35 protein-coding genes are annotated in these 22683 nt (G+C 57.1%); 23 read left to right on the top strand and 12 right to left on the bottom strand.

Annotation, left to right across the window (positions count from 1 at the left end):
• Positions 1–100 precede the first annotated feature (100 nt).
• The 6 genes from ACR0DY_RS03645 to rplO form a co-directional block, all read right to left on the bottom strand.
• Positions 101–1117 carry a DNA-directed RNA polymerase subunit alpha gene (locus ACR0DY_RS03645; protein WP_480474044.1) on the bottom strand — a complete coding sequence of 339 codons (1017 nt, stop codon included), beginning with the start codon at positions 1115–1117 and terminating at the stop codon, positions 101–103.
• A 114-nt stretch (positions 1118–1231) separates the two neighbouring features.
• On the bottom strand, positions 1232–1621 hold the full coding sequence (rpsK, locus tag ACR0DY_RS03640) for a 30S ribosomal protein S11 (protein ID WP_170462414.1): 390 nt from the start codon (positions 1619–1621) through the stop codon (positions 1232–1234).
• Positions 1622–1636: 15 nt separating this feature from the next.
• Positions 1637–2005: a 30S ribosomal protein S13 gene (gene rpsM, locus ACR0DY_RS03635; protein ID WP_209505862.1), complete on the bottom strand. Its 369-nt coding sequence runs from the start codon at positions 2003–2005 to the stop codon at positions 1637–1639.
• 201 nt (positions 2006–2206) lie between these two features.
• On the bottom strand, positions 2207–2851 hold the full coding sequence (locus tag ACR0DY_RS03630; protein ID WP_209505861.1) for an adenylate kinase: 645 nt from the start codon (positions 2849–2851) through the stop codon (positions 2207–2209).
• Positions 2848–4212, bottom strand: a complete 1365-nt coding sequence (gene secY / locus ACR0DY_RS03625; RefSeq protein WP_209505860.1) for a preprotein translocase subunit SecY — start codon at positions 4210–4212, stop codon at positions 2848–2850. Before secY ends, ACR0DY_RS03630 begins: the two co-directional genes overlap by 4 nt.
• Positions 4213–4322: 110 nt before the next feature.
• On the bottom strand, positions 4323–4796 hold the full coding sequence (gene rplO, locus ACR0DY_RS03620; RefSeq protein ID WP_480484771.1) for a 50S ribosomal protein L15: 474 nt from the start codon (positions 4794–4796) through the stop codon (positions 4323–4325).
• A gap of 320 nt (positions 4797–5116) precedes the next feature.
• On the opposite strand from rplO, the gene ACR0DY_RS03615 reads away from it, so the two are divergent.
• The 20 genes from ACR0DY_RS03615 to rpmD all read left to right on the top strand — a co-directional run bounded on the left by ACR0DY_RS03615 (position 5117) and on the right by rpmD (position 16452).
• The gene (locus ACR0DY_RS03615; RefSeq protein ID WP_480897815.1) at positions 5117–6151 is read left to right on the top strand and encodes a fatty acid desaturase; all 1035 of its coding nucleotides are present in this window, start codon (positions 5117–5119) and stop codon (positions 6149–6151) included.
• Between the two features lie 332 nt (positions 6152–6483).
• Entirely contained in the window at positions 6484–7512 is a 1029-nt protein-coding gene (locus ACR0DY_RS03610; protein ID WP_480547321.1) for a hypothetical protein, read from the top strand.
• A 225-nt stretch (positions 7513–7737) separates the two neighbouring features.
• A complete protein-coding gene (rplB, locus tag ACR0DY_RS03605) occupies positions 7738–8580 on the top strand; it encodes a 50S ribosomal protein L2 (RefSeq protein ID WP_170531634.1) in 843 nt (280 codons plus the stop codon).
• Positions 8581–8583: 3 nt separating this feature from the next.
• Positions 8584–8862, top strand: a complete 279-nt coding sequence (rpsS, locus tag ACR0DY_RS03600) for a 30S ribosomal protein S19 (protein WP_005980699.1) — start codon at positions 8584–8586, stop codon at positions 8860–8862.
• Between the two features lie 3 nt (positions 8863–8865).
• Entirely contained in the window at positions 8866–9246 is a 381-nt protein-coding gene (rplV, locus tag ACR0DY_RS03595) for a 50S ribosomal protein L22 (RefSeq protein WP_209505855.1), read from the top strand.
• Positions 9246–9956: a 30S ribosomal protein S3 gene (gene rpsC / locus ACR0DY_RS03590; protein WP_209505853.1), complete on the top strand. Its 711-nt coding sequence runs from the start codon at positions 9246–9248 to the stop codon at positions 9954–9956. The genes rplV and rpsC overlap by 1 nt, the downstream gene beginning before the upstream one ends.
• 12 nt (positions 9957–9968) lie before the next feature.
• A complete protein-coding gene (gene rplP / locus ACR0DY_RS03585; RefSeq protein WP_267364819.1) occupies positions 9969–10382 on the top strand; it encodes a 50S ribosomal protein L16 in 414 nt (137 codons plus the stop codon).
• Positions 10383–10618: 236 nt separating this feature from the next.
• Positions 10619–11239, top strand: a complete 621-nt coding sequence (locus ACR0DY_RS03580) for a 2OG-Fe(II) oxygenase family protein (protein WP_480897813.1) — start codon at positions 10619–10621, stop codon at positions 11237–11239.
• A 149-nt stretch (positions 11240–11388) separates the two neighbouring features.
• Complete coding sequence (locus ACR0DY_RS03575) at positions 11389–11892, top strand: hypothetical protein (RefSeq protein WP_480538830.1); 504 nt, start codon at positions 11389–11391, stop codon at positions 11890–11892.
• A gap of 203 nt (positions 11893–12095) precedes the next feature.
• Positions 12096–12302 (top strand): 50S ribosomal protein L29, encoded by a 207-nt coding sequence (rpmC, locus tag ACR0DY_RS03570; protein ID WP_209505847.1) that lies wholly within the window; start codon positions 12096–12098, stop codon positions 12300–12302.
• Between the two features lie 4 nt (positions 12303–12306).
• Entirely contained in the window at positions 12307–12537 is a 231-nt protein-coding gene (gene rpsQ, locus ACR0DY_RS03565; protein WP_209505845.1) for a 30S ribosomal protein S17, read from the top strand.
• A gap of 75 nt (positions 12538–12612) precedes the next feature.
• A complete protein-coding gene (rplN, locus tag ACR0DY_RS03560) occupies positions 12613–12981 on the top strand; it encodes a 50S ribosomal protein L14 (RefSeq protein ID WP_005621870.1) in 369 nt (122 codons plus the stop codon).
• A gap of 2 nt (positions 12982–12983) precedes the next feature.
• Complete coding sequence (gene rplX, locus ACR0DY_RS03555; protein ID WP_480474055.1) at positions 12984–13295, top strand: 50S ribosomal protein L24; 312 nt, start codon at positions 12984–12986, stop codon at positions 13293–13295.
• A complete protein-coding gene (gene rplE / locus ACR0DY_RS03550; RefSeq protein WP_480484777.1) occupies positions 13288–13848 on the top strand; it encodes a 50S ribosomal protein L5 in 561 nt (186 codons plus the stop codon). The genes rplX and rplE overlap by 8 nt, the downstream gene beginning before the upstream one ends.
• Before the next feature lie 19 nt (positions 13849–13867).
• Complete coding sequence (rpsN, locus tag ACR0DY_RS03545) at positions 13868–14173, top strand: 30S ribosomal protein S14 (RefSeq protein ID WP_142639784.1); 306 nt, start codon at positions 13868–13870, stop codon at positions 14171–14173.
• A gap of 13 nt (positions 14174–14186) precedes the next feature.
• Positions 14187–14579, top strand: a complete 393-nt coding sequence (gene rpsH, locus ACR0DY_RS03540; RefSeq protein ID WP_209505841.1) for a 30S ribosomal protein S8 — start codon at positions 14187–14189, stop codon at positions 14577–14579.
• Between the two features lie 11 nt (positions 14580–14590).
• A complete protein-coding gene (gene rplF / locus ACR0DY_RS03535) occupies positions 14591–15124 on the top strand; it encodes a 50S ribosomal protein L6 (protein ID WP_039523384.1) in 534 nt (177 codons plus the stop codon).
• Between the two features lie 11 nt (positions 15125–15135).
• Positions 15136–15495: a 50S ribosomal protein L18 gene (rplR, locus tag ACR0DY_RS03530; protein WP_010437103.1), complete on the top strand. Its 360-nt coding sequence runs from the start codon at positions 15136–15138 to the stop codon at positions 15493–15495.
• A gap of 186 nt (positions 15496–15681) precedes the next feature.
• Positions 15682–16251, top strand: coding sequence for a 30S ribosomal protein S5 (rpsE, locus tag ACR0DY_RS03525; RefSeq protein ID WP_209505839.1), 570 nt, complete (start codon positions 15682–15684; stop codon positions 16249–16251).
• Between the two features lie 12 nt (positions 16252–16263).
• Positions 16264–16452 (top strand): 50S ribosomal protein L30, encoded by a 189-nt coding sequence (rpmD, locus tag ACR0DY_RS03520; protein ID WP_267364815.1) that lies wholly within the window; start codon positions 16264–16266, stop codon positions 16450–16452.
• 101 nt (positions 16453–16553) lie between these two features.
• Here rpmD and ACR0DY_RS03515 read toward each other — a convergent pair whose 3' ends face one another.
• Positions 16554–16985: a MarR family winged helix-turn-helix transcriptional regulator gene (locus ACR0DY_RS03515; protein WP_267364814.1), complete on the bottom strand. Its 432-nt coding sequence runs from the start codon at positions 16983–16985 to the stop codon at positions 16554–16556.
• Positions 16986–17062: 77 nt separating this feature from the next.
• Here ACR0DY_RS03515 and ACR0DY_RS03510 point away from each other — a divergent pair, with 77 nt between their 5' ends.
• From ACR0DY_RS03510 to ACR0DY_RS03500, 3 genes are all read left to right on the top strand, one after another.
• Complete coding sequence (locus ACR0DY_RS03510; protein WP_171638091.1) at positions 17063–17431, top strand: antibiotic biosynthesis monooxygenase family protein; 369 nt, start codon at positions 17063–17065, stop codon at positions 17429–17431.
• A 21-nt stretch (positions 17432–17452) separates the two neighbouring features.
• Complete coding sequence (locus ACR0DY_RS03505; protein WP_480547325.1) at positions 17453–17914, top strand: hypothetical protein; 462 nt, start codon at positions 17453–17455, stop codon at positions 17912–17914.
• A 165-nt stretch (positions 17915–18079) separates the two neighbouring features.
• Positions 18080–18292 carry a DUF1127 domain-containing protein gene (locus tag ACR0DY_RS03500; protein WP_209505835.1) on the top strand — a complete coding sequence of 71 codons (213 nt, stop codon included), beginning with the start codon at positions 18080–18082 and terminating at the stop codon, positions 18290–18292.
• A gap of 284 nt (positions 18293–18576) precedes the next feature.
• Here ACR0DY_RS03500 and ACR0DY_RS03495 read toward each other — a convergent pair whose 3' ends face one another.
• From ACR0DY_RS03495 to ACR0DY_RS03475, 5 genes are all read right to left on the bottom strand, one after another.
• The gene (locus ACR0DY_RS03495) at positions 18577–18873 is read right to left on the bottom strand and encodes a 50S ribosomal protein L23 (RefSeq protein WP_170609990.1); all 297 of its coding nucleotides are present in this window, start codon (positions 18871–18873) and stop codon (positions 18577–18579) included.
• Complete coding sequence (gene rplD / locus ACR0DY_RS03490; protein ID WP_480474058.1) at positions 18870–19487, bottom strand: 50S ribosomal protein L4; 618 nt, start codon at positions 19485–19487, stop codon at positions 18870–18872. Before rplD ends, ACR0DY_RS03495 begins: the two co-directional genes overlap by 4 nt.
• A complete protein-coding gene (gene rplC, locus ACR0DY_RS03485) occupies positions 19484–20209 on the bottom strand; it encodes a 50S ribosomal protein L3 (RefSeq protein ID WP_171638102.1) in 726 nt (241 codons plus the stop codon). The genes rplD and rplC overlap by 4 nt, the downstream gene beginning before the upstream one ends.
• Positions 20210–20227: 18 nt before the next feature.
• On the bottom strand, positions 20228–20542 hold the full coding sequence (rpsJ, locus tag ACR0DY_RS03480; protein ID WP_008756422.1) for a 30S ribosomal protein S10: 315 nt from the start codon (positions 20540–20542) through the stop codon (positions 20228–20230).
• 175 nt (positions 20543–20717) lie between these two features.
• Positions 20718–22445 (bottom strand): amidohydrolase, encoded by a 1728-nt coding sequence (locus ACR0DY_RS03475; RefSeq protein ID WP_480484782.1) that lies wholly within the window; start codon positions 22443–22445, stop codon positions 20718–20720.
• Positions 22446–22683: the final 238 nt, after the last annotated feature.

Genomic DNA, 22683 nt, shown 5'->3' with positions numbered 1-22683 from the left:
GCCCGGATTGTACGTTTTGTACCGGCTTTCAGACCCCATTGGTCCGAAATGTACAAAACCTGCGACGGCAGGTTGGCCCCGCCGCCGCAGCCGAAGATGCTTAGAACGCGTCTTCGAATTTCTTTGCCAGATCTTCGATGTTGTCGGGCGGCCAGTCCTCGACATCCATGCCGAGGTGCAGACCCATGCCGGACAGCACTTCCTTGATCTCGTTCAGCGACTTGCGGCCGAAGTTCGGGGTGCGCAGCATCTCGGCTTCGGTCTTCTGGATCAGGTCGCCGATATAGACGATGTTGTCGTTCTTCAGGCAGTTTGCCGAACGGACCGACAGTTCCAGCTCGTCCACTTTCTTGAGCAGCAGCGGGTTGAACTCCAGACCATCGTCTTCGTCCTGACGGTTTGCCGATTCCGGCTCGTCGAAGTTGACGAAGATCGACAGCTGATCCTGCAGGATGCGCGCGGCGTAGGCCAGTGCGTCATCGGGGGTGATCGAACCGTCGGTGTCGATCTTCAGGGTCAGCTTGTCATAGTCCAGAACCTGACCTTCGCGGGTCGGCTGCACGTCATAGGCGACTTTCTTGACCGGCGAATAGATCGCGTCGATCGGGATCAGGCCGATGGGCGCATCTTCCGGCTTGTTCTTTTCAGCCGAAACGTAACCCTTACCGGTGTTGACGGTCAGCTCCATGAACAGGTCGGCGCCGTCGTCCAGGTGACAGATGACGTGATCGCGGTTCAGAACCTCGATACCTGCGCTTTCGCTGATGTCACCTGCGGTAACGATTGCCGGACCTTTGGCATTGATCGACAGGCGCTTGGGGCCTTCGACTTCCATGCGCAGGGCAACCTGCTTGAGGTTCAGGATGATGTCGGTGACGTCTTCGCGCACGCCCGCAACCGAGGAGAACTCGTGCAGGACGTTGTCGATCTGGACGCTGGTGATGGCCGCGCCTTGCAGCGAGCTCATCAAAACGCGACGCAGGGCGTTGCCCAGGGTCAGACCAAAACCACGCTCCAGCGGTTCGGCAACCAGGGTCGCCTGACGCGCAGGGTCGTTGCCCGGCTTGGCTTCCAGCTGGGTCGGCTTGATCAATTCTGCCCAATTCTTGTGGATCATGTAATCCCTCCATTCCTGCCCGCGCCCCATGACCAACAAGGTGCAGACGCCCGAGGTTCAAAATGACGTGCTGGGGCCGTGTAAAAACACAGCCCCAGCTTAATTTCAGATCGCTTAGACGCGACGACGCTTCGGCGGACGGCAGCCGTTGTGAGCAATAGGGGTCACGTCACGGATCGACGTGATGTTGAAGCCCACGGCAGCCAGTGCGCGCAGAGCCGACTCACGACCCGAACCGGGGCCCTGAACTTCGACTTCCAGCGTCTTGACGCCATGTTCCTGCGCTTTCTTGCCTGCGTCTTCCGCAGCCATCTGCGCGGCATACGGGGTAGATTTCCGCGATCCCTTGAAGCCCATGGTACCGGCAGACGACCACGAGATGGCGTTGCCCTGTACGTCCGAGATCAGGATCTTGGTGTTGTTGAAGGTCGAGTTCACATGGGCAACGCCCGATGCGATGTTCTTGCGCTCTTTGCGCTTGATGCGAGTCTTATCGCGTGCCATCGGTCAGACCCTCCCTTATTTCTTCTTACCGGCAATGGCCTTTGCGGGGCCTTTGCGGGTACGAGCGTTGGTGTGGGTACGCTGACCGCGAACCGGCAGGTTGCGGCGGTGACGCAGACCGCGATAGCAGCCCAGGTCCATCAGACGCTTGACGTTCATCTGAACTTCGCGACGCAGGTCACCTTCGACGGTGTAGTTGGCGTCGATATGTTCGCGGATGGCCAGAACTTCGGCATCCGACAGTTCATTGACGCGGCGGTGCGCTTCAATGCCCACGGCTTCGCAGATTGCGTTGGCCGAGGTGTTGCCGATACCGGTGATATATGTGAGGGCGATTGGAACCCGCTTTGCAGTCGGGATGTTTACGCCGGCAATACGTGCCACGTGTCACTTTCCTTTTTGTTGCGGTTCCGTAACTCCGGAACCTTTTTTCACAACACTTTACCGTGGCAGTGACGCCAGAGGGTCCAGTATTATTCGAGGTGGTCGGGGCATTTGGGACGAATCCCGCATGCGGTCTTGATTCCCTTTAGGGATGGGGGTCGATATGGGCTTTTGGTGGGGCCGTCAAGCCCCAACTTTCGGTCAACCCAGTATCGCCTCGATCGAGGCCGTCACTTCCTTGATATCCGCCAGCCCGTTCACGGGGCGCAGATCGCCCTTGGCGTAGTAATAGCCAATCAGCGGAGACGTCTTCTTGTAGTATTCCATCAGGCGCGTGCGCAGGCTGTCTTCGTTGTCATCGGCGCGGCGCTGGAAGTCATTTTCCTTGCCGCAATTGGTGCATTTGCCATCCGCCGGGATCGGCTTGGTGTTGTCGTTATAGACTTCACCACATCCGCCGCAGGTTGAGCGTGCGGTGATCCGGCCCACCAGCGCGTCGTCATCAACGCGCATCTCGATCACGGTGTGCAGCGACTGGCCCAGCTTGGTCAGCAGAGCGGCCAGCGCATCGGCCTGCGCCAGCGTTCGGGGAAAGCCGTCAAAGATGAAACCGGCGCCTGTTTCGGTGGTCAGTTTCTCTTCGATCAGGCCGATCACGATTTCATCGGTGACCAGCTTGCCCGCATCCATGATCGCCGCAACCTTCCGGCCCATCTCCGTGCCCGAGGTTTTGGCTTCGCGCAGCATGTCGCCCGTGCTGAGCTGCACCATGCCGCGTGTTTCAACCAGATGACGCGCCTGCGTTCCTTTCCCTGCCCCCGGGGGGCCCAACAGAATGATATTCATCGACGAGAGGGTCCCTTCCTGCCGCGTTTCTTGCTTTTGCCGCGCAGTTGAGACTTTTCGATAAGCCCTTCGTATTGATGCGCCAGAAGATGGCTCTGAACCTGCTGGATCGTGTCCATGGTCACGGAGACGATAATCAGAACCGAGGTGCCACCGAAATAGAACGGGATGGCAAATTGGCCCCGCAGGATTTCAGGCAGCAGACAGACGGCAGCCAGATAGGCCGACCCCAGCACCAGTACGCGGTTGACCACGTATTCCAGATACTCGGCGGTTTTCTTGCCGGGGCGGATACCGGGCACGAACCCGTTCTGCTTTTTCAGGTTGTCCGCCACATCATCCGGCTTGAACGACACGTTGAACGTGTAGAAATACGCAAAGAACACGATCATCGACGCGAAGAACAGCAGATACAGCGGCTGTCCGGGGCCGAAATTGGCCAGCAGCCACGACATGACCGGCCCGTTTGCAGCGCCCGACGAGAAGGTCGAGATCGTCACCGGCAGCAGCAGCAGCGAGCTGGCAAAGATCGCCGGTATCACGCCCGCGGGGTTGACCTTGACCGGCAGGTGGCTGGAGCCGCCTTCGTAGATTTTCATCCCGGCCTGACGGCGTGGGTACTGGATATGGATCTTTCGCAGCGCCCGTTCCATGAAGACCACGAACATGATGACGGCAATCACCATCACGATCACGCCAACAATCACGGCGGGGCTGATTGCGCCCGAACGGCCCGACGCGAAGAACTGCGCCAGGGCGGCGGGAACCTCGGCGATGATGCCGACGAAAATGATCAGAGAAATACCGTTGCCGATGCCGCGCGCGGTGATCTGCTCACCCAGCCACATCAGGAACATGGTGCCGCCGACCAGCGTGATCATGGTCGACATGCGGAAGAACAGGCCCGGATCGGTCGCCAGATCGCCCGATTCCAGCGACACAGCCAGACCGTAGGCCTGCACGGTGGCCAGTGCCACGGTGCCGAAACGGGTGTATTGGTTGATCTTCTTGCGGCCCTGCTCGCCCTCTTTCTTGAGCTGTTCGAGCGCGGGAACCATCGATGTCAGCAGCTGTACGATGATCGAGGCCGAGATATAGGGCATGATGCCAAGGGCAAAGATGCCCATTCGGCCAAGCGCCCCGCCCGTAAACATCGAAACCATGCCGCCGATGCCCTGCCCCGCCTGTTCCATGAACTCGCGCAAGGCTGCTCCGTCGATCCCCGGCACCGGAATGAAGGTGCCCAGACGATAGACGATCAGCAAACCCAGCGTGAACAGGATGCGGTTGCGCAGATCGGTGGCCTTGCCAAGGGCAGCCCAGCTTGTGTTGGCTGCCATTTGTTCTGCTGCTGATACCATAAAGTCGGTCTCTCTTATGCAAACGCCGCCCGGAACCGTTTTCCGGCTCGGACGGCGTCTTGGAAAACTCTGAAGTCTATGTAAGCGGGTCTTTGCCCGCTCACAAGCGCTTACTCTGCCGCAGCGGCTTTTGTGACTTTCAGTGAACCGCCCGCTTTTTCAACTGCCTCGACAGCAGCTTTCGACGCACCGGTCACTTCCAGATCAACCTTGGCGCTGATCTCGCCTTTGGCCAGAACGCGAATACCATCCAGCTTGCGGCGGACCAGACCGGACGCAACCAGAGCGTCTTCGGTGATCGCAGCGTTGGCGTCCAGCTTGCCGGCTTCGACGAATTTCTGGATCAGGCCCAGGTTGATGACGGCGAATTCCTTGCGGTTGGGCTTGTTGAAGCCACGCTTGGGCAGACGCTGGTACAAGGGCATCTGACCGCCTTCATAGCCGTTGATGGCCACACCCGAGCGGGATTTCTGGCCTTTGATACCACGGCCACCCATTTTACCTTTGCCGGAGCCCGGACCACGGCCAACGCGGGTGCGTTTCGGGGCGGCGCCAGGATTGTCGCGCAATTCGTTCAGTTTCATTTCGCTTCTCCTAAGCCGGATATGACCCCCGAAGCGTGATGGGCCAAACACGGCATTTCTTGGTTTTGATTCTCGCGGCCAAAAAGCCACCGCAGGCGTATAGGCCCGATGATCCCCCTTGGCAAGCCTGTAGATCGCCAGCCGCTCGGCCTGACCGGCCAAAGCCCCGGGACCGGCCCCGCAAGGTGAACCCAAAAGGACACCTTCACCGGGGTCTGACCGAAAATTGAGCACGAAATATGGCGATTTTGGCAAATATCGCTTGCCATGACCGGGCGGTAGTCTATCCGGATTGCCACAAACAAGAACTTGGCAGGCGCATGACTGAAACCACTCATTCGACCCGGACACAGCCGGAAACTACCGCTGCACGTGACTGGGTCACAACGCTTGCCAAATATCGCGAACCCGACCAGCTGCGCAGCGCGTTTGAGCTGGGCGTCAGTATCATCCCCTTCTTCGCGCTTTGGGCTTTGTCCTGGATGTTGCTGTCGGTCAGCTATTGGCTTGCTTTTGCGATTTCCGTTCTCAACGCGGCCTTTCTGTTGCGCCTGTTTGCCATCCAGCACGATTGCGGGCACGGCGCGTTCTTCAAGAACCGGACGGTCAGTGACTGGGTTGGACGCTCGATCGGAGTTCTGACGCTGACACCTTATGATGTCTGGCGCCGCACGCATTCCACACATCACAACAGTTCCGGCAATCTGGGCAAACGCGGGATGGGCGATATCCACACCCTGACCGTGGCCGAGTATCAGGCGAAAACCCCGATGAACCGGTTCTGGTATCGTGTGTATCGAAACCCGATCACCCTGTTCGTCTTTGGCCCCGGATATCTGTTCCTGTTTCAGAACCGCCTTCCACTGGGTCTGACAGACAGCGTCCGGTTCTGGGTCAGCGCGATGGCCACCAATCTTGCCATTCTGGTTGCGCTTGTGGCCATCTACTATTTTGGCGGGCTGATGCCGATGGTGCTGATCTTCCTGCCCTCGACCCTGATTGCCGCCACCGCCGGGGTATGGCTGTTCTATGTGCAACACCAGTTCGAGGACACACATTGGGACGCCGATGAAGACTGGCAGTTGCACGAAGCGGCGCTGCACGGAAGCTCTCATTATATACTGCCGTCCGTGTTGCAGTGGTTCACCGCCAATATCGGTATCCACCACGTGCATCACCTGTACAGCCGCATTCCGTTCTATCGCCTGACCGAAGTGCTGCGCGACCATGATGAACTGGCAAACAGCAACCGGATGACCATCCGCGAGAGCCTCGCCAACGCGCGCCTGCACCTGTGGGATGAGCAAAGCCGCCGACTGCTGTCCTTCGCCGAGGCCCGCGCGCTTTATGGGTGAGGTCCTCCGCGGCGTCGAGCGCAGGCGGAGTTTTCAGAGTTACCGGTCCGTGAGCCGCGCCAGCGACTGCCCGTGGGGTGGCGCTGCAACAGCTGATCAGCGCGCTTTATGGTACCAGATACATCCGAATTCCCAGCGAGGCGCTAACGCCCCCAAAGCGCCAGCCCGCCGGGACGGGCAGTCGCTGGCGCGGCGGCCTTCGGCCTTGTCCCGCGCTTGGTCGCGTCAATGAACGGGCTTTGAGGAGGCAGGTTTATAGTTGATAGTTGTAGGTCGATGCTTGGCGAGTTAGCCCTTACTCAATTCTCAATGATTTATGCAGGTAATAATCTTTGCCAATCATCAAACCGGAAGAACTGAGCAAGCTTAAACACCTTAATCCTAAGGCTGTCGGGGAACGTCACGTCGTAATGTGCCCGGTTTGGAATGGTCTAGAATGGACGCTTTGGATGCCGACGCAGGACGGGTTGCTAATCAAAGCGAAAATGCAAGATGCAGCACATTGCACCTACCTAACAAAAGGCGCTTTGGCTGACGAAAACGATCTTTTGTTTTCGTTTTTGAATTTTTCACATCAAAAGCTTAGCTTCCCTGAAATTCGAGGCCTTGTTCATGCGATTGAGGATGATTTTCACCTCCTCGCCGTTCACGCCGCGAAGCTGTCCTTCTTCTTTGAACAAAGAGATACTGTGGCGGCTACGCTATTATCCTCATTTGTTCGCTCAGAGTTAGAAGGCATGCTAGTGACATCAAGATCGGTGTTCGACCTTACTCACGAGGTTTTTAGTAAGATTTGGAATGATCGCGTCGCTTTATTAAACAAACAGGATGACGCCAAGAAACGACAAAACAGATTACCAAGAAAGCTCACGAAATTTGTCCTGCAAGATGACAAGATACGCGCTGCTGTCGATATCACGAATACATATGCCCTCCCGGATAAAATAGCCGAAACCTACAATAAACACGCTTCGTCACTTCAACGGATACGGGGTGCGAGAGATTTGATCGTCCACGGCACTAGGAGTACAGAGCATATATACATTACTGAGCGCGGTTTTGCGGTTAACCCAAACAGCGCTCCGTTTGATGAGATAGAGTGGCAAGACTATCACCGGTATAATGAGAACTTGGTTTCATTGAAGCCTTGGGTGGCGCATCTGGTTTTGGGAACTATCGAGGCATGTAGTGAAATTTTGGAATCGCTTCTTTTGGCTGTGGATTTCGGGCCGGATATGTTTCCAGAATATCAAGTGCGCCTTCGAGATCCGGCCAACTATGCGATTGTCGATTTGTTAAATGCTGCATCGGAAAACATAAAAGTTGCTGAAGCCTCGGCGTTTTGGAATGATACTAGTTAAGCTGAAAGTAACTTGAGTGACAAAAGACGTCGAACTAGCTGATCACCTATAGACACCCACCCCCAACACTGCTAAACGCTCCCAATCTTGCGGCCTCGGATTCGTTCCGGGGCCTTAGATATTTTGCAACCGGGGACCTTCGGGGCCCTATACCTTTGGCACCTACGGGGGCCTATCACATAGCGGGGGACCTCCCCTGCACTTGCTAAACGGAAGACAGAAAGCATGGCACTCAAGTCGTACAAGCCGACGACGCCGGGCCAGCGCGGGCTGGTGCTGATCGACCGTTCGGAGCTTTGGAAAGGACGTCCGGTCAAGTCTCTTACAGAGGGTTTGACCAAATCGGGCGGCCGGAACAACACCGGACGGATCACTTCACGCCGCCGCGGCGGTGGCGCAAAGCGTCTCTACCGGATCGTTGACTTCAAACGGAACAAATTTGATGTCGCGGCAACCGTCGAGCGGATCGAATATGACCCGAACCGGACCGCGTTCATCGCACTGGTAAAATACGAAGACGGCGAGCAGGCGTATATCCTGGCTCCGCAGCGTCTGGCTGTTGGTGACAAGGTCATCGCATCGGCAAAGGCCGATATCAAGCCGGGCAACGCAATGCCGTTCTCGGGCATGCCCATCGGTACCATCGTCCACAACATCGAGATGAAGCCTGGCAAAGGCGGTCAGATCGCACGTGCGGCCGGTACTTACGCGCAATTCGTGGGCCGCGATGGCGGTTACGCTCAGATCCGTCTGAGCTCGGGCGAGCTGCGCATGGTCCGTCAGGAATGCATGGCCACCATCGGTGCCGTGTCCAACCCCGACAACAGCAACCAGAACCTCGGTAAAGCCGGTCGTATGCGCCACAAGGGCGTGCGTCCGTCGGTTCGTGGTGTTGCTATGAACCCGATCGATCACCCGCATGGTGGTGGTGAGGGTCGTACCTCGGGTGGCCGTACGCCGGTTACGCCGTGGGGTAAGGACACCAAGGGTAAGCGTACCCGCAACAAGAACAAAGCGTCCCAGAAGCTGATCATCCGCTCGCGGCACGCCAAGAAGAAGGGACGTTAATCCATGTCTCGCTCTGTTTGGAAGGGTCCTTTCGTCGATGCTTACGTGCTGAAAAAAGCCGAAGCAGCGCGCGAGTCGGGCCGCAACGAAGTCATCAAGATCTGGTCGCGTCGTTCCACCATCCTGCCCCAGTTCGTGGGTCTGACCTTTGGTGTGTACAACGGCCAGAAGCATATCCCGGTAAACGTCTCGGAAGACATGATCGGTCAGAAGTTCGGTGAATATTCGCCGACACGGACCTATTATGGCCACGCCGCAGACAAAAAAGCGAAGCGGAAGTAAGTCATGGGCAAGGAAAAGAACCCCCGCCGCGTGGCTGAAAACGAAGCAATGGCGAAAACGCGCATGCTTCGCACCAGCCCGCAGAAACTGAACCTGGTAGCAGCTATGATCCGCGGCAAGAAAGTCGAGAAGGCCCTGACCGACCTGACTTTCTCGAACAAGCGCGTCGCGCAGGACGTCAAGAAGTGCCTGCAGTCCGCAATCGCGAATGCCGAAAACAACCACAACCTGGACGTTGACGAGCTGATCGTCGCCGAAGCCTGGGTTGGCAAGAACCTGGTCATGAAGCGCGGTCGCCCGCGTGCCCGTGGCCGTTTCGGCAAGATCATGAAGCCGTTCTCGGAGATCACCATCAAGGTGCGTCAAGTTGAGGAGCAAGCCTAATGGGACATAAAGTCAATCCGATCGGCATGCGCCTTCAGGTCAACCGCACCTGGGACAGCCGCTGGTACGCAGATACCAAGGACTACGGTGATCTTCTTCTGGAAGACCTCAAGATCCGTGAGTTCATTCAGAAAGAGTGCAAGCAGGCCGGTGTTGCCCGTGTGATCATCGAACGTCCGCACAAGAAGTGCCGCGTTACGATCCACACCGCACGTCCGGGTGTCATCATCGGCAAGAAAGGTGCAGACATCGAAGTTCTGCGCAAGAAGCTGGCCGCGATGACCGACAGCGAACTGCACCTGAACATCGTCGAAGTGCGCAAGCCCGAGCTTGACGGTCAGCTGGTTGCCGAGTCAATCGCTCAGCAGCTGGAACGCCGTGTTTCGTTCCGCCGCGCGATGAAGCGTGCCGTACAGAACGCCATGCGCATGGGTGCCCTGGGTATCCGGGTGAACGTCGCTGGCCGTCTGGGTGGTGCCGAAATCGCACGGACCGAATGGTACCGCGAAGGCCGTGTGCCGCTGCACACGCTGCGCGCCGACATCGATTACGCACATGCCGAAGCGATGACCCCCTACGGGATCATCGGGATCAAGGTCTGGATCTTCAAAGGGGAGATCATGGAGCACGATCCGCAGGCACGTGACCGTAAAGCACAGGAACTCCAGGACGGCCCTGCACCTCGTGGTGCTGGTGGCGGTCGTCGCTAAGGAGGGAAAGATATGCTTCAACCAAAGCGTACAAAATTCCGCAAGTTGCACAAAGGCCGGATCAAGGGTGAAGCCAAGGGCGGCTCTGATCTGAACTTTGGCACCTACGGCCTGAAAGCGATCGAGCCTGAGCGTGTAACCGCACGCCAGATCGAAGCTGCACGTCGTGCCATGACGCGTCACATGAAGCGTCAGGGCCGTGTCTGGATCCGCATCTTCCCCGACACTCCGGTCACTGCAAAGCCGATCGAAGTTCGTATGGGTAAAGGTAAGGGTTCGGTCGACCGCTGGGTTTGCAAGGTCAAGCCCGGTCGCGTGATGTTCGAGATCGACGGCGTCAATGACGACATCGCCCGCGAGGCCCTGCGCCTGGCTGCGATGAAGCTGCCGATCAAGACCCGCGTCGTGGTTCGCGAAGACTGGTAAGCGATCCGGGGGCACCCCCCGTTCGTGACAAGATTGGCCCCCGTCGGACCACCGGCGGGGGTTTTTCGTCAGGGGCTCTGCCCCCGCCGCGCGTGCCGCGCGCCTCCCCCGGGATATTTTGGGCCAGATGAAGCAGGGGATCCGTTCTTCATCTGGCCGCAAATATCCCGGAGCGCGAGGCAGAGCCTCGCAAAACAGCCATCGCCTTCGCCACGCGGCTGGGTTAAGACGGCGCCATGCCACAGATTGAATCACTCTTCGTCACCCGCCTCTATCGTGCCTCTTTGTCCGAATTCGGTCCCCCGATCGATGCGGAGGAGTTGGAAAGCTCGTGCCTTGTCATCGCCGAGGATGACGAGGCCGGTCAGGACTGGTGCGAAGAAAACGGCTATCCCGGTTACACCAGCTATGCCTCGCTGACCGACCTGCCCTGGCGGTTTCCGATATTCGCCGATCTGGTCAAGGCGCTGGACAGCCATGTGGCGGCTTTTGCCAAGGATCTGGAGTTTGATCTGGGCGAGGGCAAGCTGAAGCTGGAAGACCTGTGGATCAACATCCTGCCCGAAGGCGGCATGCATTCCAGCCACCTGCACCCGCACAGTGTGATTTCCGGCACCACCTATGTGGCGATGCCAGAAGGCGCGAGCGCGCTGAAACTGGAAGACCCCCGTTCGGGCCGCATGATGGCCGCGCCGACGCGGCTGAAAGGCGGGCGGCGCGATTTGCAGCCGTTCATCTATATGAAGCCGCAGGTGGGCGATGTCCTGCTATGGGAAAGCTGGCTACGCCACGAGGTGCCGATGAACATGGCCGAGGAAGAGCGGATTTCGGTGAGTTTCAACTATAAGTGGGACTGACCGTTTCTGGCAGGGCTGACTTCTGCACCTGTTTGATTGATCGGGATCAAGCACACTTAAGCCTGCTCGTTGTAGACTCCGCTCCAATGCGTCGGTCTGCCTGATGAGTCGGACCGGAGTGCCGCGTATCTGGTTTGATCGGACACACCGTGCTGAGATTTGTCACATTGATCATAGGGCTACTGGTCTCAAGCGCGACTGGCGTAGTGGGACAGGAGGTCGACCCGCACCGCATCTACGAAAACAGCTGTTCCGGATGCCACGCCCCCCATTCCGGTGATTTCGTTTGGGATGAGCTTAATGTGTCAGATGGCGTGCTGGTCGGAGCCCGGTCCGGACGGGCGGTCGAAATTTACCTGCGCTCCGGTCATGGCGGGGTGACTCCGGACAAGGCCGAGGTTCTGCTTGCTCATTTCCGAATTATCCGGGACTCGGGCGGGATCTTCATCGAGAAATGCCGTATTTGCCATGTGACCGCCGTGGAGCTCGTGCGAAACAATCTGATCCTTGAGGAAGGGAAGCTGACGGGGCGATATACCGGGCGTGACATCGGAGCGTTCCTGGACGGTCATGGCCGTCTTTCACCGGAAGAGGTTTCCGAGATGCTGTCCGTATTGACCAGAGTGGCAAATAGCCAGGGTCTGACACGGTGACACACGCGAGTTTTTGATTTTGGGAATTTCCCTGTTCCCGCATGGCAAACTTTCCCTTGCCACCCCACCCCTAACCCCCTATAGAGCGGCATCTTGCGGTCTCCCGGCGTTGTCGGGCGATTCGTATGTCTATCATTCATCCACCAGGTCAAAGGTGACCCGTGTACGGGGCCTTCTGGTGTTTTGAGCAAAGGAAAAAGGCGATGAACGCCCAAGAACTGCGTGACAAGACCCCTGATCAGCTCCGCGAGGAACTGGTCAACCTGAAGAAAGAAAGCTTTAACCTGCGCTTTCAACAGGCAACCGGTCAGCTGGAAAACACTGCTGGCATCAAAGCGGCCCGCCGCAACGCTGCCCGCGTCAAAACCATCCTGAACGAAAAGGCCGCTGCCGCGGCATCCGAGGAGTAATCAGATGCCCAAGCGTATCCTGCAAGGCACCGTGACCAGCGACGCCAACGAACAGACCATCACCGTGCTGGTCGAGCGCCGTTTCAAGCACCCGCTGCTGCACAAAACCGTTCGTAAGTCCAAGAAATACCGGGCTCATGACGAAAAGAACGCCTTCAAGGTCGGCGACTCTGTACGCATCATCGAATGCGCGCCGAAATCGAAGACGAAACGTTGGGAAGTTCTGGAAGCGTAAGCTTCCGGGATTTTTCATTTGTCGAAACCCTGGGGGATTTAATCAGACCAGCCCCCACAGGTCGGGAGAAACCACATGATCCAGATGCAGACCAATCTGGATGTCGCTGACAACTCTGGCGCACGCCGAGTTCAGTGCATCAAGGTCCTGGGTGGTTCCAAGCGTAAATACGCCTCCGTTGGCGACATCATTGTCGTCTCGGTGAAGGAAGCCATCCCGCGCGGCCGCGTAAAGAAAGGTGACGTCCGCAAGGCCGTCGTCGTACGCACCGCCAAAGAAGTCCGTCGCGAAGACGGCACCGCGATCCGTTTCGATCGCAACGCCGCCGTCATCCTGAACAACAACAACGAGCCCGTAGGTACCCGTATCTTTGGCCCCGTTGTTCGTGAACTGCGCGCGAAGAACTTCATGAAAATCATCTCGCTGGCTCCGGAGGTGCTGTAATTATGGCTGCTAAACTCCGCAAAGGCGACAAGGTCGTCGTGCTGTCCGGCAAGGACAAGGGCAAAGAGGGAACTATCACCTCGGTTGACCCCAAAGCCGGTAAAGCTGTGGTCGATGGCATCAACATCGCCATCCGCCACACCCGCCAGTCGCAAACCTCGCAAGGTGGTCGCCTGCCTCAGGCAAACCCGATCGAGCTGTCGAACCTGGCACTGCTGGACAAGAACGGCAAAGCAACCCGCGTTGGCTTCCGCATGGAAGGTGACAAGAAGGTGCGTTTCGCCAAGACCACAGGGGACGTGATCGATGCTTGATAACGCAACCTACACCCCGCGCCTGAAAGCGCAGTACGCCGAGACCATCCGTGCCGCTCTGAAAGAAGAGTTCGGCTACAAGAACGACATGCAGCTGCCCAAGCTGGAAAAAATCGTTCTGAACATCGGTTGTGGTGCTGAGGCCGTCAAAGACTCGAAGAAAGCGAAAGCCGCTGTCGAGGATCTGACTGCAATTGCCGGTCAACAGGCCGTCTCAACCAAGGCGAAGAAGTCGATCGCGGGTTTCCGCGTCCGGGAAGACATGCCGCTGGGTGCGAAAGTGACCCTGCGCGGTGACCGGATGTACGAATTCCTGGATCGTCTGATCACGATCGCAATGCCGCGCATTCGTGACTTCCGCGGTGTTAAGCCCTCTTTCGATGGTCGTGGCAACTTTGCCATGGGCATGAAAGAGCACATCGTGTTCCCGGAAATCGACTTCGACAAGGTCGACGAGGTCTGGGGCCTGGATATCGTAATTGCCACCACAGCGAAAACCGACGCTGAAGCAAAGGCACTGTTGAAAGCATTCAACATGCCGTTCAACGCGTAAGCGCCGGGAGGATTGAGACATGGCTAAAAAAGCAATGATCGAACGCGAGAAGAAGCGCGAACGCCTGGTGGCCAAATATGCCGCAAAGCGTGCCGAGCTGAAAGAAATCGCGAATGACGAGAGCAAGCCGATGGAAGAGCGTTTCAAAGCGCGTCTGAAACTGGCGAAACTGCCGCGCAACAGCTCGGCTACCCGTCTGCACAACCGTTGTCAGCTGACCGGTCGTCCCCACGCTTACTACCGTAAGCTGAAGGTCAGCCGTATCATGCTGCGCGAGCTGGGTTCTGCTGGTCAGATCCCCGGCATGGTGAAATCGAGCTGGTAAGGGAGACATAGATATGAATGATCCTATCGGCGATATGCTCACCCGTATCCGCAACGCGCAAATGCGCGGCAAGTCCACCGTTTCCACTCCGGCGTCGAAGCTGCGTGTTTGGGTTCTGGACGTGCTGGCGGACGAAGGTTACATCCGTGGCTATGAAAAGACGACCGGTGAAAACGGTCATCCGGCCATCGAAATCAGCCTGAAATACTACGAAGGCACCCCTGTCATTCGCGAACTGAAGCGGGTTTCGAAACCCGGTCGCCGCGTATACATGGGCGTCAATGACATCCCACAGGTCCGTCAGGGTCTGGGCGTGTCGATTGTCAGCACTCCGAAAGGTGTGATGTCGGACGCAAACGCTCGCTCCAACAATGTTGGCGGCGAAGTGCTCTGCACCGTCTTCTAAGGAGGTCTGCAATGTCTCGTATTGGTAAAAAACCGGTCGAGCTGCCCAGCGGCGTAACCGCCTCTGTGTCGGGTCAGACCATCGAAGTCAAAGGTCCGAAAGGCACCCGCAGCTTCACCGCCACCGACGACGTGACGCTGTCGGTTGAAGACAACGTGGTCAAGATCGACCCTCGCGGCATGTCCAAGCGTGCCCGCCAGCAGTGGGGCATGAGCCGCACCATGGTTGCCAACCTGGTAACCGGTGTGACCGAAGGCTTCAAAAAAGAGCTGGAGATCCAGGGTGTTGGTTACCGGGCGCAGATGCAGGGCAACACCCTGAAGCTGAACCTGGGTTATAGCCACGATGTTGATTTCACAGCTCCGGAAGGTGTCACCATCACCGCACCGAAGCAGACCGAGATCGTTGTGGAAGGTATCGACCAGCAGCTGGTGGGCGAAACCGCGGCCAAAATCCGCGAGTGGCGCCGCCCCGAGCCGTACAAAGGCAAGGGCATCCGCTATAAGGGCGAGTTCATCTTCCGCAAGGAAGGCAAGAAGAAGTAAGGACGCAGACAATGGCAAACAGCAAAAGAACCCTGTTTCTGAAGCGCCGCCTGCGCGTTCGGAACAAACTTCGCAAGGTCAACGCGGGTCGTCCGCGCCTGTCCGTACACCGTTCGAACAAGAACATCTCTGTTCAGCTGATCGACGACGTACGTGGCGTGACCCTGGCCTCGGCCTCGACCCTGGAAAAAGATCTGGGTGTTGTTGGCAAGAACAACGTCGAAGCGGCGACGAAAGTCGGCGCGGCCATCGCCGAGCGTGCCAAGAAGGCAGGCGTCGAAGAGGCCTATTTCGATCGTGGCGGCTTCCTGTTCCACGGCAAAGTGAAGGCTGTCGCCGACGCTGCGCGTGAAGGTGGCCTGAAGATCTGATGGTGTGCCGGGCTGAAGCCCGGCCTACCGGATACGACGCCGTAGGCCGGGCTTCAGCCCGGCACCGGCACTTTGAAGGCGGGTCCGCCCGCCTCGATGATCGGGGAGCCCCAGAATGTCATTCACGGGTTCACTTCGATTGAGTAATTGGCGCCGCAAGCGCCTCTAGAGGAAAAGGGATGCCAAATGGCAGAACGTGAAAACCGTCGGGGCCGTGGCCGCGACCGTGAAGAAACACCGGAATTTGCAGATCGCCTGGTCGCAATCAACCGCGTGTCGAAAACCGTAAAAGGTGGTAAGCGCTTTGGCTTCGCCGCTCTGGTGGTTGTCGGCGATCAGAAAGGCCGCGTCGGCTTTGGCAAGGGTAAAGCGAAAGAAGTACCTGAGGCCATCCGCAAGGCGACTGAACAAGCCAAGCGTCAGATGATCCGCGTGCAGCTGCGCGAAGGTCGGACCCTGCACCACGACATCGAGGGCCGTCACGGCGCCGGTAAAGTGGTTATGCGCGCCGCGCCTGAAGGTACCGGTATCATCGCCGGTGGTCCGATGCGTGCCGTGTTCGAAATGCTGGGCGTCAAGGACGTTGTGTCCAAGTCGCTGGGCTCGCAGAACCCGTACAACATGATTCGCGCCACCATCGACGGCCTGCAGAAAGAGCAGAGCCCGCGTTCGGTTGCCGCACGTCGTGGCAAAAAGGTTGCTGACATCCTGCCCAAGCGGGACGATGCACCGGCTGCTGCTGAAGCAGAAGCATAAGGAGAGCACGTCATGGCAAAAACCATCGTCGTCAAACAGGTCGGTTCGCCGATCCGTCGCCCCGCCGAACAGCGCGCAACCCTGATCGGCCTGGGCCTGAACAAGATGCACAGAACCCGTGAGCTGGAGGATACTCCTTCGGTGCGCGGTATGATCCGCAAGATCCCGCATCTGGTAGAGATCATCGAAGAACGCGGCTAAGCCCGCAGCTTCGAAGACTTAGAAACGCCTCCGACCTCGGTCGGGGGCGTTTTTTGTTTAATGGCTTGCATGCCGGTGCCGTGAACTGATCCTCCGTCAATTCACCTTGAGCGCATGCCGCCTATGACTCGACGCATATAGTTCATGAATTGTGCGCGCTCAGGGTCATTCAAGACCTGTAATGCATCAGCATTCACGTTCTGAGCTGCCTCGTAGGCGCTGTTACGAAGTGCTGCGGCCTTCTCGGTCAACCAAATCAATTGCGCCCTGGCGTCAGCAGGGTTCTTCGTTCTTTTGATCAAGCCATCACGTTCCATACGGTTAAGCGTGTTGGCCAATGTCGCCTGTTCGACGTCAATTTTGGTCAGCAGATCCTTTTGCGTCACACCGTCTTTGAGCCAGAGTTCCAGCAAGATTGGGAATTGCCCGACGACGATGCCAAAGGGCGCAATGCGTTGCTGCAACTCCTTTGCGAACAATCGTGCCATGTGATTAACCAGATACCCGGCCGAGTTTTCTTTTTCGAAGTCCATGTCCTGGATTTACACTTGAATAGCATGCTATGCAATTTTATATAGCTTGCTATATTTCAGAATCGAAGGGAACCGAAATGGCTCGTATCAAAGAGTTGGACACGATCGTCACGCTGGCAGATCAGATGCAGACCGAGGAAGGACCGGTGGTGCTGATCAACCTGTTTACGGTGGACGCCGAAGACGAAAAGGCGCTGCTTCGGGCATGGGCGCATGATGCGGATTTCATGAAATCGCAACCGGGATATATCTCGACCCAGCTCCATCAGGGTATCGCGGGCAGTTCGACCTTTGTGAACTACGCGATCTGGCAGAACGTGCAAAGCTTTCGCGACGCATTCACTCATCCCGAGTTCCAGCGTCGGATCGCGGACTATCCAGCAAGCGCAGTGGCCCGGCCACATCTTCTTCGCAAGCTCGCAGTCGAAAACCACTGCGTCGCCTGACCCTCATTTGGGAGTAGCAACATGTTAAGAACCATCCACCCCATCGCCGGAGTAGTAGGCTTTCTTACGATCCTCGTATTCTGGACATCCACTTTGTACAGTGAGTTATTTGCAAACCCTGAGACCGTCGCGGCAGTAAAGTCCATGATCGTCAGCGGGCTCTTTGTTCTGGTGCCTGCAATGGTGATTGTCGGTGCATCCGGGGCGACACTTGGGCGTCGCCGAAAAGATGCCCCTGCGCTCGTCAAAAAGAAAAGGATGCCAATCATTGCTATGAACGGGCTCATCGTCCTTGTTCCAGCCGCCGTCTACCTGAGCGCAAAGGCAAACGCGGGCTCGTTTGATACCAGCTTCTATATTGTACAGATCATCGAACTGATTGCCGGGGCGACCAATCTGACACTGATGGGGCTGAGCATACGTGATGGTCGGGCGATGGCCGCCCGCAATAAAACGCGCAAAAGAAATGAAAGCGGCGTGTGATTGACGTGGCCCACGACATGTATAGCCATTCAATAGATGCATATCGGCTAGACCAAAATCTGCGTTGTTAGCGATAGCAAACGCTCCTATCTCTGCCTTGTCCAATGAAGGAACTCAAAAGGAAACGTCAGGGAATACGCCCTGATACGAGAAAGGAATAAAGAGATGACAACTGCAACACTGACCCATACCGGCTTCAACTTCGGCACCCGGATCGCTGACATGATCACACGGATCAAAACAGCCCGCGCACGTGCTGCTGAGTATCAGCGCACCTATACCGAGTTGCAGCGTCTGAGCAACCGTGAGCTGGACGATATCGGCATCCGCCGCTGCGACATCGCAGATATCGCGCACCGGCACGTATATTGCTCGTAACCACTCACACAATTGAAATGACCCAAAGGCGCCTTAACGGCGCCTTTTCTATATACGTCGCAGGCTCTGCCCTGCGTGTAAGCTGCTCAGAGGCCACCAGAGGGTGCGATAACTGTGTTGATGCGGTCAACGTGCCCGTGACGCCAGAACCGCCCTGAGCGGCCGATGGAGGGCGTGTGACCGCCCTGCCCTGACGCGCAAACCCAGAGCTTTGACGTCTGAAACGAAATCGGCCCCGGAGGAGTGATCCACCGGGGCCGAAAAGTGTCGCTGTAAGCGTTGGATCAGAGACCGGTGCTTACGTCGATTGTGTTACCCTCTTCCAGGGTCACATATGCTTTCTTGACGTCTTTCCGACGGCCCAGCTGGCCGCGGAACCGCTTGACCTTGCCTTTGGTCACGGTGGTGTTCACCGCCTTGACCTTCACACCAAACAGCGCCTCAACGGCCTCTTTGATCTGCGGCTTGTTGCTTTCGATCGCCACTTCAAAGACAACCGCGCCATTTTCGGACGCCATGGTCGACTTTTCGGTGATGATCGGCTTGCGGATCACGTCGTAGTGTTCTGCCTTCGCGCTCATTTCAGACGAGCCTCCAGTGCTTCGACAGCCGCTTTGGTGAGCACCAGGGTGTCACGCTTGAGGATGTCATAAACGTTTGCACCCATCGACGGCAGGATATCCAGACCTTCGATGTTGCGCGACGCCTTCAGGAACCCTTCGTTCACGGTCGCGCCGTCGATGACCAGAGCGCGTTTCCAGCCCAGGTTTGCAACCTGTTTGGCCAGTGCGGCGGTCTTGCCTTCGGCTTCGGCGTTCTCGATCACAACCAGTTCACCTGCTTTGGCTTTTGCCGACAGAGCATGGCGCAGGCCAAGCTTGCGGAACTTCTTCGGCAGGTCGTGGCCGTGCGAACGAGGGGTCGGGCCCTTGTAAACACCACCCTTACGGAAGATCGGCGCGTTACGGTCACCATGGCGTGCGCCACCGGTGCCCTTCTGGCGGTAGATCTTCTTGGTCGAGTAGCTGGTTTCCGAGCGGGTCTTGACCTTGTGGGTGCCGGCCTGCGCGTTGTTACGCTGCCAACGGACCACACGGTGCAGGATGTCCGCGCGCGGCTCGAGGCCGAACAGGTCTGCATCCAGCTCGATGTCGCCGGCCTTGCCGCCGTCCAGTTTGATTACATCAAGTTTCATGCTTCACCACCTTCCGCGGATACTTCTTCCGCAGGTGCTTCGGTTGCAGCCGATTTCACAGCAGCCGGGAAAGGCAGGCCTTCCGGTGCTTTCTTCTTCACGGCGTCCTTGACGGTGACCCAGCCCGATTTCGGTCCGGGAACGGCGCCTTTGATGAAGACCAGACCACGGTCGGCGTCGGTTTTGACAACCTCGAGGTTCTGGGTGGTAACACGGGCAGCACCCATGTGACCGGCCATCTTCTTGCCTTTGAACACCTTGCCCGGATCCTGACACTGACCGGTCGAGCCGTGCGAACGGTGGCTGATCGACACACCGTGCGAGGCGCGCAGACCACCGAAGTTGTGGCGCTTCATCGCACCGGCAAAGCCTTTACCGATCGAGGTGCCCGAAACGTCAACCTTCTGACCGGCCAGGAAGTGCTCTGCCGAGATTTCGGCGCCCACTTCGATCAGGCCATCTTCGGAGACGCGGAACTCGGCCAGCTTGCGCTTGGGCTCGACCTTGGCAGCGGCGTAGTGGCCGCGCATGGCTTTCGAGGTGCGTTTTGCCTTGGCAGCACCAGCGCCCAGCTGAACGGCGGTGTAGCCGTCTTTTTCAGCGGTCCGCTGTGCAACAACCTGCAGGTTGTCCAGGTGAAGAACGGTCACAGGGATCTGCTTGCCGTCTTCCATGAACAGGCGGGTCATGCCAACTTTTTTTGCGATAATACCAGAGCGCATAATCTATACCCTCCGATCTTACGACTGCAGCTTGATCTCGACGTCCACACCAGCAGCCAGGTCGAGCTTCATCAGCGCGTCAACGGTCTGGGGGGTCGGATCAACGATGTCGAGCAGACGCTTGTGCGTGCGGATCTCGAACTGGTCGCGGGATTTCTTGTCAACGTGAGGGCCACGGAGAACCGTGAACTTCTCGATCTTGTTCGGCAGCGGGATCGGGCCGCGCACATTCGCGCCGGTCCGCTTGGCAGTGTTGACGATCTCTTGCGTGCTGGCATCCAGAACGCGATAGTCAAATGCCTTCAGCCGAATACGGATATTTTGGCTTTGCATAGTAACAGCCTTTTATCAGGCGTTGAGGTTGAGAGGAGGACAGACGCGCATCGCCAACCCTCATCGAACCCAAAAGGCGGGAATCATCCCGCCTTGATGTTCTTGTTGAGAACCTGCGCGTATTAGTGGGGTTGGCGGGGTTTGACAAGGGGCAAACGTCACAAAGAACACCGTTTTATTCGCCGCCAGACACGCCATTGGTTAGCCATGCGTCTTCTACCTTCATCCCTTGGTAAACCGCATGCAGATACAGATGGGCAATCACAGGATCATTTGAGAACGGCGAGTAATCCAATTTGCCCTCTCGGACACCCACTTCGGCTTCATAAACAATCTCGTCGCCCTTCACGGTTACAAGCACTTCTAATTCCGCCAGTGTTTCTGGGTCAACGGATGTGGGGTCGTCTGACAGGATCACGAAATCCGCAACTTTGCCAACCTCAATGGACCCCTTTTCATCTTCCTCGAAATGCTGCCAAGCGGGCCAGATTGTCATGGCTTTCAAGGCAGTCATAACATCGACCCTTTGATGCGGCCCCAAAATATCTCCAGAGCGTGTGCGTCTAGTAACCGTCGCAGCAAGAACACGCATGCTATCTGGAAAGGCCACCGGGGCATCGTGGTGTGTGCCAAACATCATGTCCCGCTCGAGCAGCCATCCTGTGGGTGAGATATTGTCTGCATTGACCGGCCCAACGGTGTGATCACGATGCCAATCCCCCCAGTAAAACGTGTGCATCGGGAAAAGCGATGGGAATACGCCGAGGCGTTTAAAACTCGCAACCTGATCCTCTCTTAGAAACTGACCGTGGATCAGAACCGGACGATTCCCCGGGTCGCCATACTTCATCTGTGCCTCTTCGAGAGCTGCTATCAGCATGTCAGAAGCCCCTTCCCCGTTAGAGTGCACAAGGATTTGGAACCCATTTTCGTAACACCAATTAACGGCGTCCTGTAGCTGCTCCATCGTAATAGCAGCATACCCTGAATAACCGGCGGAGTAGCTTCCGACTGGATCATAATAGGGCCGATCCCTCAAAGCCGTGAAACCCTGAGGCGAGCCGTCAATCGTTAGCTTGCAGCCCCCGACCCGAACCCGGTCGTCGTAGTTCTTGGAGGTGTTTGCACCTATATATTCCCTAGCCTCAAGAACATCCGGGAAGGCTACCACGTCAATTGGGAGCCCATCTTCGGCGGCAACTTTCTTGAGAACGTCAACAATTTCTCCTGAGGTTCGGCCTTCTTGTCCGGTCGTGTATCCAAACTGTGCCCAAAGTTCGGTTCCAGCTTTGGCAAATGCCGCCAGGCCTTCTTCACCCAGATTTCCCAACATGGGCACAAGGACCGAAAAGAACGCATACTCTTCCAGAACACCGTTTGGCTCACCGGCGTCATCGCGTTGAATCACTCCGCCCGGAGGGGCTTTTGAAGCGGCTGTGATGCCTGCCAACTCTAGAGCTTTCGAGTTTGCTACTCCCAAATGCCCGGACTGATGAACGATAACGACCGGCAAGTCCTCAGACACAATGTCCAGTTCTTGTCGCGTAGGGTGGCGCAGTTCCTTTAATTGAGCATTGTCGTAACCAAAGCCGATGATCATTTTGACCTGTTCAACGGCTTGCGCATTTTCGTCGGCCCAGTCAGTCAACGTGGCTTGCAGACTGGCGATATCAACGACTTTCCCATCAGGCGGCGCAAGAAGGTTGGCGGACAATGCCTGCAACCCCCCCATGACCACATGACCGTGGCTATCTACAAAACCCGGAAGCATCGCGCGGCCTTCCAGGTCAAACGTTTCGGTTTCTTCACCGCGATGCATCGACAAATCAGACAACGACCCCACAGCAAGAACGCGTCCGTCTTTGACTGCGACCGCTTCAGCGGACGGAGCCTTATCGTTCATCGTTAACACAGGCCCTCCGAGATAAATCCTGTCCGCGATCTGCTGTGCGGACGCTGATGTGGATAAATAAACAAGTGCAGCAACTAGACCAACTGAACGCGCCAATAAGTGCATGCTGTGACCTCTTTCTAATTGTGATGCCTCAATATGAGAGAAGTAGCATTACAATCAGCTTAGGCAAAAACGAAAAAAGGGCGTCCCGAGGGAAGCCCTTTTCGTTGGTTCATTCGCTTGTGCG

This window comes from Ruegeria sp. O6, assembly GCF_056535045.1.
This window is presented reverse-complemented; position numbering and strand designations above follow the sequence as displayed.

Bases quoted from the DNA above. Each gene is read 5' to 3' on its own strand.
- rpsC (WP_209505853.1), top strand. From the start codon at position 9,246: ATGGGACATAAAGTCAATCCGATCGGCATGCGCCTTCAGGTCAACCGC.
- rplE (WP_480484777.1), top strand. From the start codon at position 13,288: ATGCTTGATAACGCAACCTACACCCCGCGCCTGAAAGCGCAGTACGCC.
- ACR0DY_RS03580 (WP_480897813.1), top strand. From the start codon at position 10,619: ATGCCACAGATTGAATCACTCTTCGTCACCCGCCTCTATCGTGCCTCT.
- ACR0DY_RS03515 (WP_267364814.1), bottom strand. From the start codon at position 16,985: ATGGACTTCGAAAAAGAAAACTCGGCCGGGTATCTGGTTAATCACATG.
- rplO (WP_480484771.1), bottom strand. From the start codon at position 4,796: ATGAAACTGAACGAATTGCGCGACAATCCTGGCGCCGCCCCGAAACGC.
- ACR0DY_RS03495 (WP_170609990.1), bottom strand. From the start codon at position 18,873: ATGAGCGCGAAGGCAGAACACTACGACGTGATCCGCAAGCCGATCATC.
- rpsS (WP_005980699.1), top strand. From the start codon at position 8,584: ATGTCTCGCTCTGTTTGGAAGGGTCCTTTCGTCGATGCTTACGTGCTG.
- rplD (WP_480474058.1), bottom strand. From the start codon at position 19,487: ATGAAACTTGATGTAATCAAACTGGACGGCGGCAAGGCCGGCGACATC.
- rplP (WP_267364819.1), top strand. From the start codon at position 9,969: ATGCTTCAACCAAAGCGTACAAAATTCCGCAAGTTGCACAAAGGCCGG.
- rpmC (WP_209505847.1), top strand. From the start codon at position 12,096: ATGAACGCCCAAGAACTGCGTGACAAGACCCCTGATCAGCTCCGCGAG.
- rpsJ (WP_008756422.1), bottom strand. From the start codon at position 20,542: ATGCAAAGCCAAAATATCCGTATTCGGCTGAAGGCATTTGACTATCGC.
- rplV (WP_209505855.1), top strand. From the start codon at position 8,866: ATGGGCAAGGAAAAGAACCCCCGCCGCGTGGCTGAAAACGAAGCAATG.
- rplX (WP_480474055.1), top strand. From the start codon at position 12,984: ATGGCTGCTAAACTCCGCAAAGGCGACAAGGTCGTCGTGCTGTCCGGC.
- rpsE (WP_209505839.1), top strand. From the start codon at position 15,682: ATGGCAGAACGTGAAAACCGTCGGGGCCGTGGCCGCGACCGTGAAGAA.
- ACR0DY_RS03645 (WP_480474044.1), bottom strand. From the start codon at position 1,117: ATGATCCACAAGAATTGGGCAGAATTGATCAAGCCGACCCAGCTGGAA.
- rplC (WP_171638102.1), bottom strand. From the start codon at position 20,209: ATGCGCTCTGGTATTATCGCAAAAAAAGTTGGCATGACCCGCCTGTTC.
- rplB (WP_170531634.1), top strand. From the start codon at position 7,738: ATGGCACTCAAGTCGTACAAGCCGACGACGCCGGGCCAGCGCGGGCTG.
- ACR0DY_RS03630 (WP_209505861.1), bottom strand. From the start codon at position 2,851: ATGAATATCATTCTGTTGGGCCCCCCGGGGGCAGGGAAAGGAACGCAG.
- rpsQ (WP_209505845.1), top strand. From the start codon at position 12,307: ATGCCCAAGCGTATCCTGCAAGGCACCGTGACCAGCGACGCCAACGAA.
- ACR0DY_RS03500 (WP_209505835.1), top strand. From the start codon at position 18,080: ATGACAACTGCAACACTGACCCATACCGGCTTCAACTTCGGCACCCGG.
- ACR0DY_RS03505 (WP_480547325.1), top strand. From the start codon at position 17,453: ATGTTAAGAACCATCCACCCCATCGCCGGAGTAGTAGGCTTTCTTACG.
- ACR0DY_RS03510 (WP_171638091.1), top strand. From the start codon at position 17,063: ATGGCTCGTATCAAAGAGTTGGACACGATCGTCACGCTGGCAGATCAG.
- rpsN (WP_142639784.1), top strand. From the start codon at position 13,868: ATGGCTAAAAAAGCAATGATCGAACGCGAGAAGAAGCGCGAACGCCTG.
- rpsK (WP_170462414.1), bottom strand. From the start codon at position 1,621: ATGGCACGCGATAAGACTCGCATCAAGCGCAAAGAGCGCAAGAACATC.
- rplN (WP_005621870.1), top strand. From the start codon at position 12,613: ATGATCCAGATGCAGACCAATCTGGATGTCGCTGACAACTCTGGCGCA.
- secY (WP_209505860.1), bottom strand. From the start codon at position 4,212: ATGGTATCAGCAGCAGAACAAATGGCAGCCAACACAAGCTGGGCTGCC.
- ACR0DY_RS03475 (WP_480484782.1), bottom strand. From the start codon at position 22,445: ATGAACGATAAGGCTCCGTCCGCTGAAGCGGTCGCAGTCAAAGACGGA.
- ACR0DY_RS03615 (WP_480897815.1), top strand. From the start codon at position 5,117: ATGACTGAAACCACTCATTCGACCCGGACACAGCCGGAAACTACCGCT.
- rplR (WP_010437103.1), top strand. From the start codon at position 15,136: ATGGCAAACAGCAAAAGAACCCTGTTTCTGAAGCGCCGCCTGCGCGTT.
- rplF (WP_039523384.1), top strand. From the start codon at position 14,591: ATGTCTCGTATTGGTAAAAAACCGGTCGAGCTGCCCAGCGGCGTAACC.
- rpsH (WP_209505841.1), top strand. From the start codon at position 14,187: ATGAATGATCCTATCGGCGATATGCTCACCCGTATCCGCAACGCGCAA.
- rpmD (WP_267364815.1), top strand. From the start codon at position 16,264: ATGGCAAAAACCATCGTCGTCAAACAGGTCGGTTCGCCGATCCGTCGC.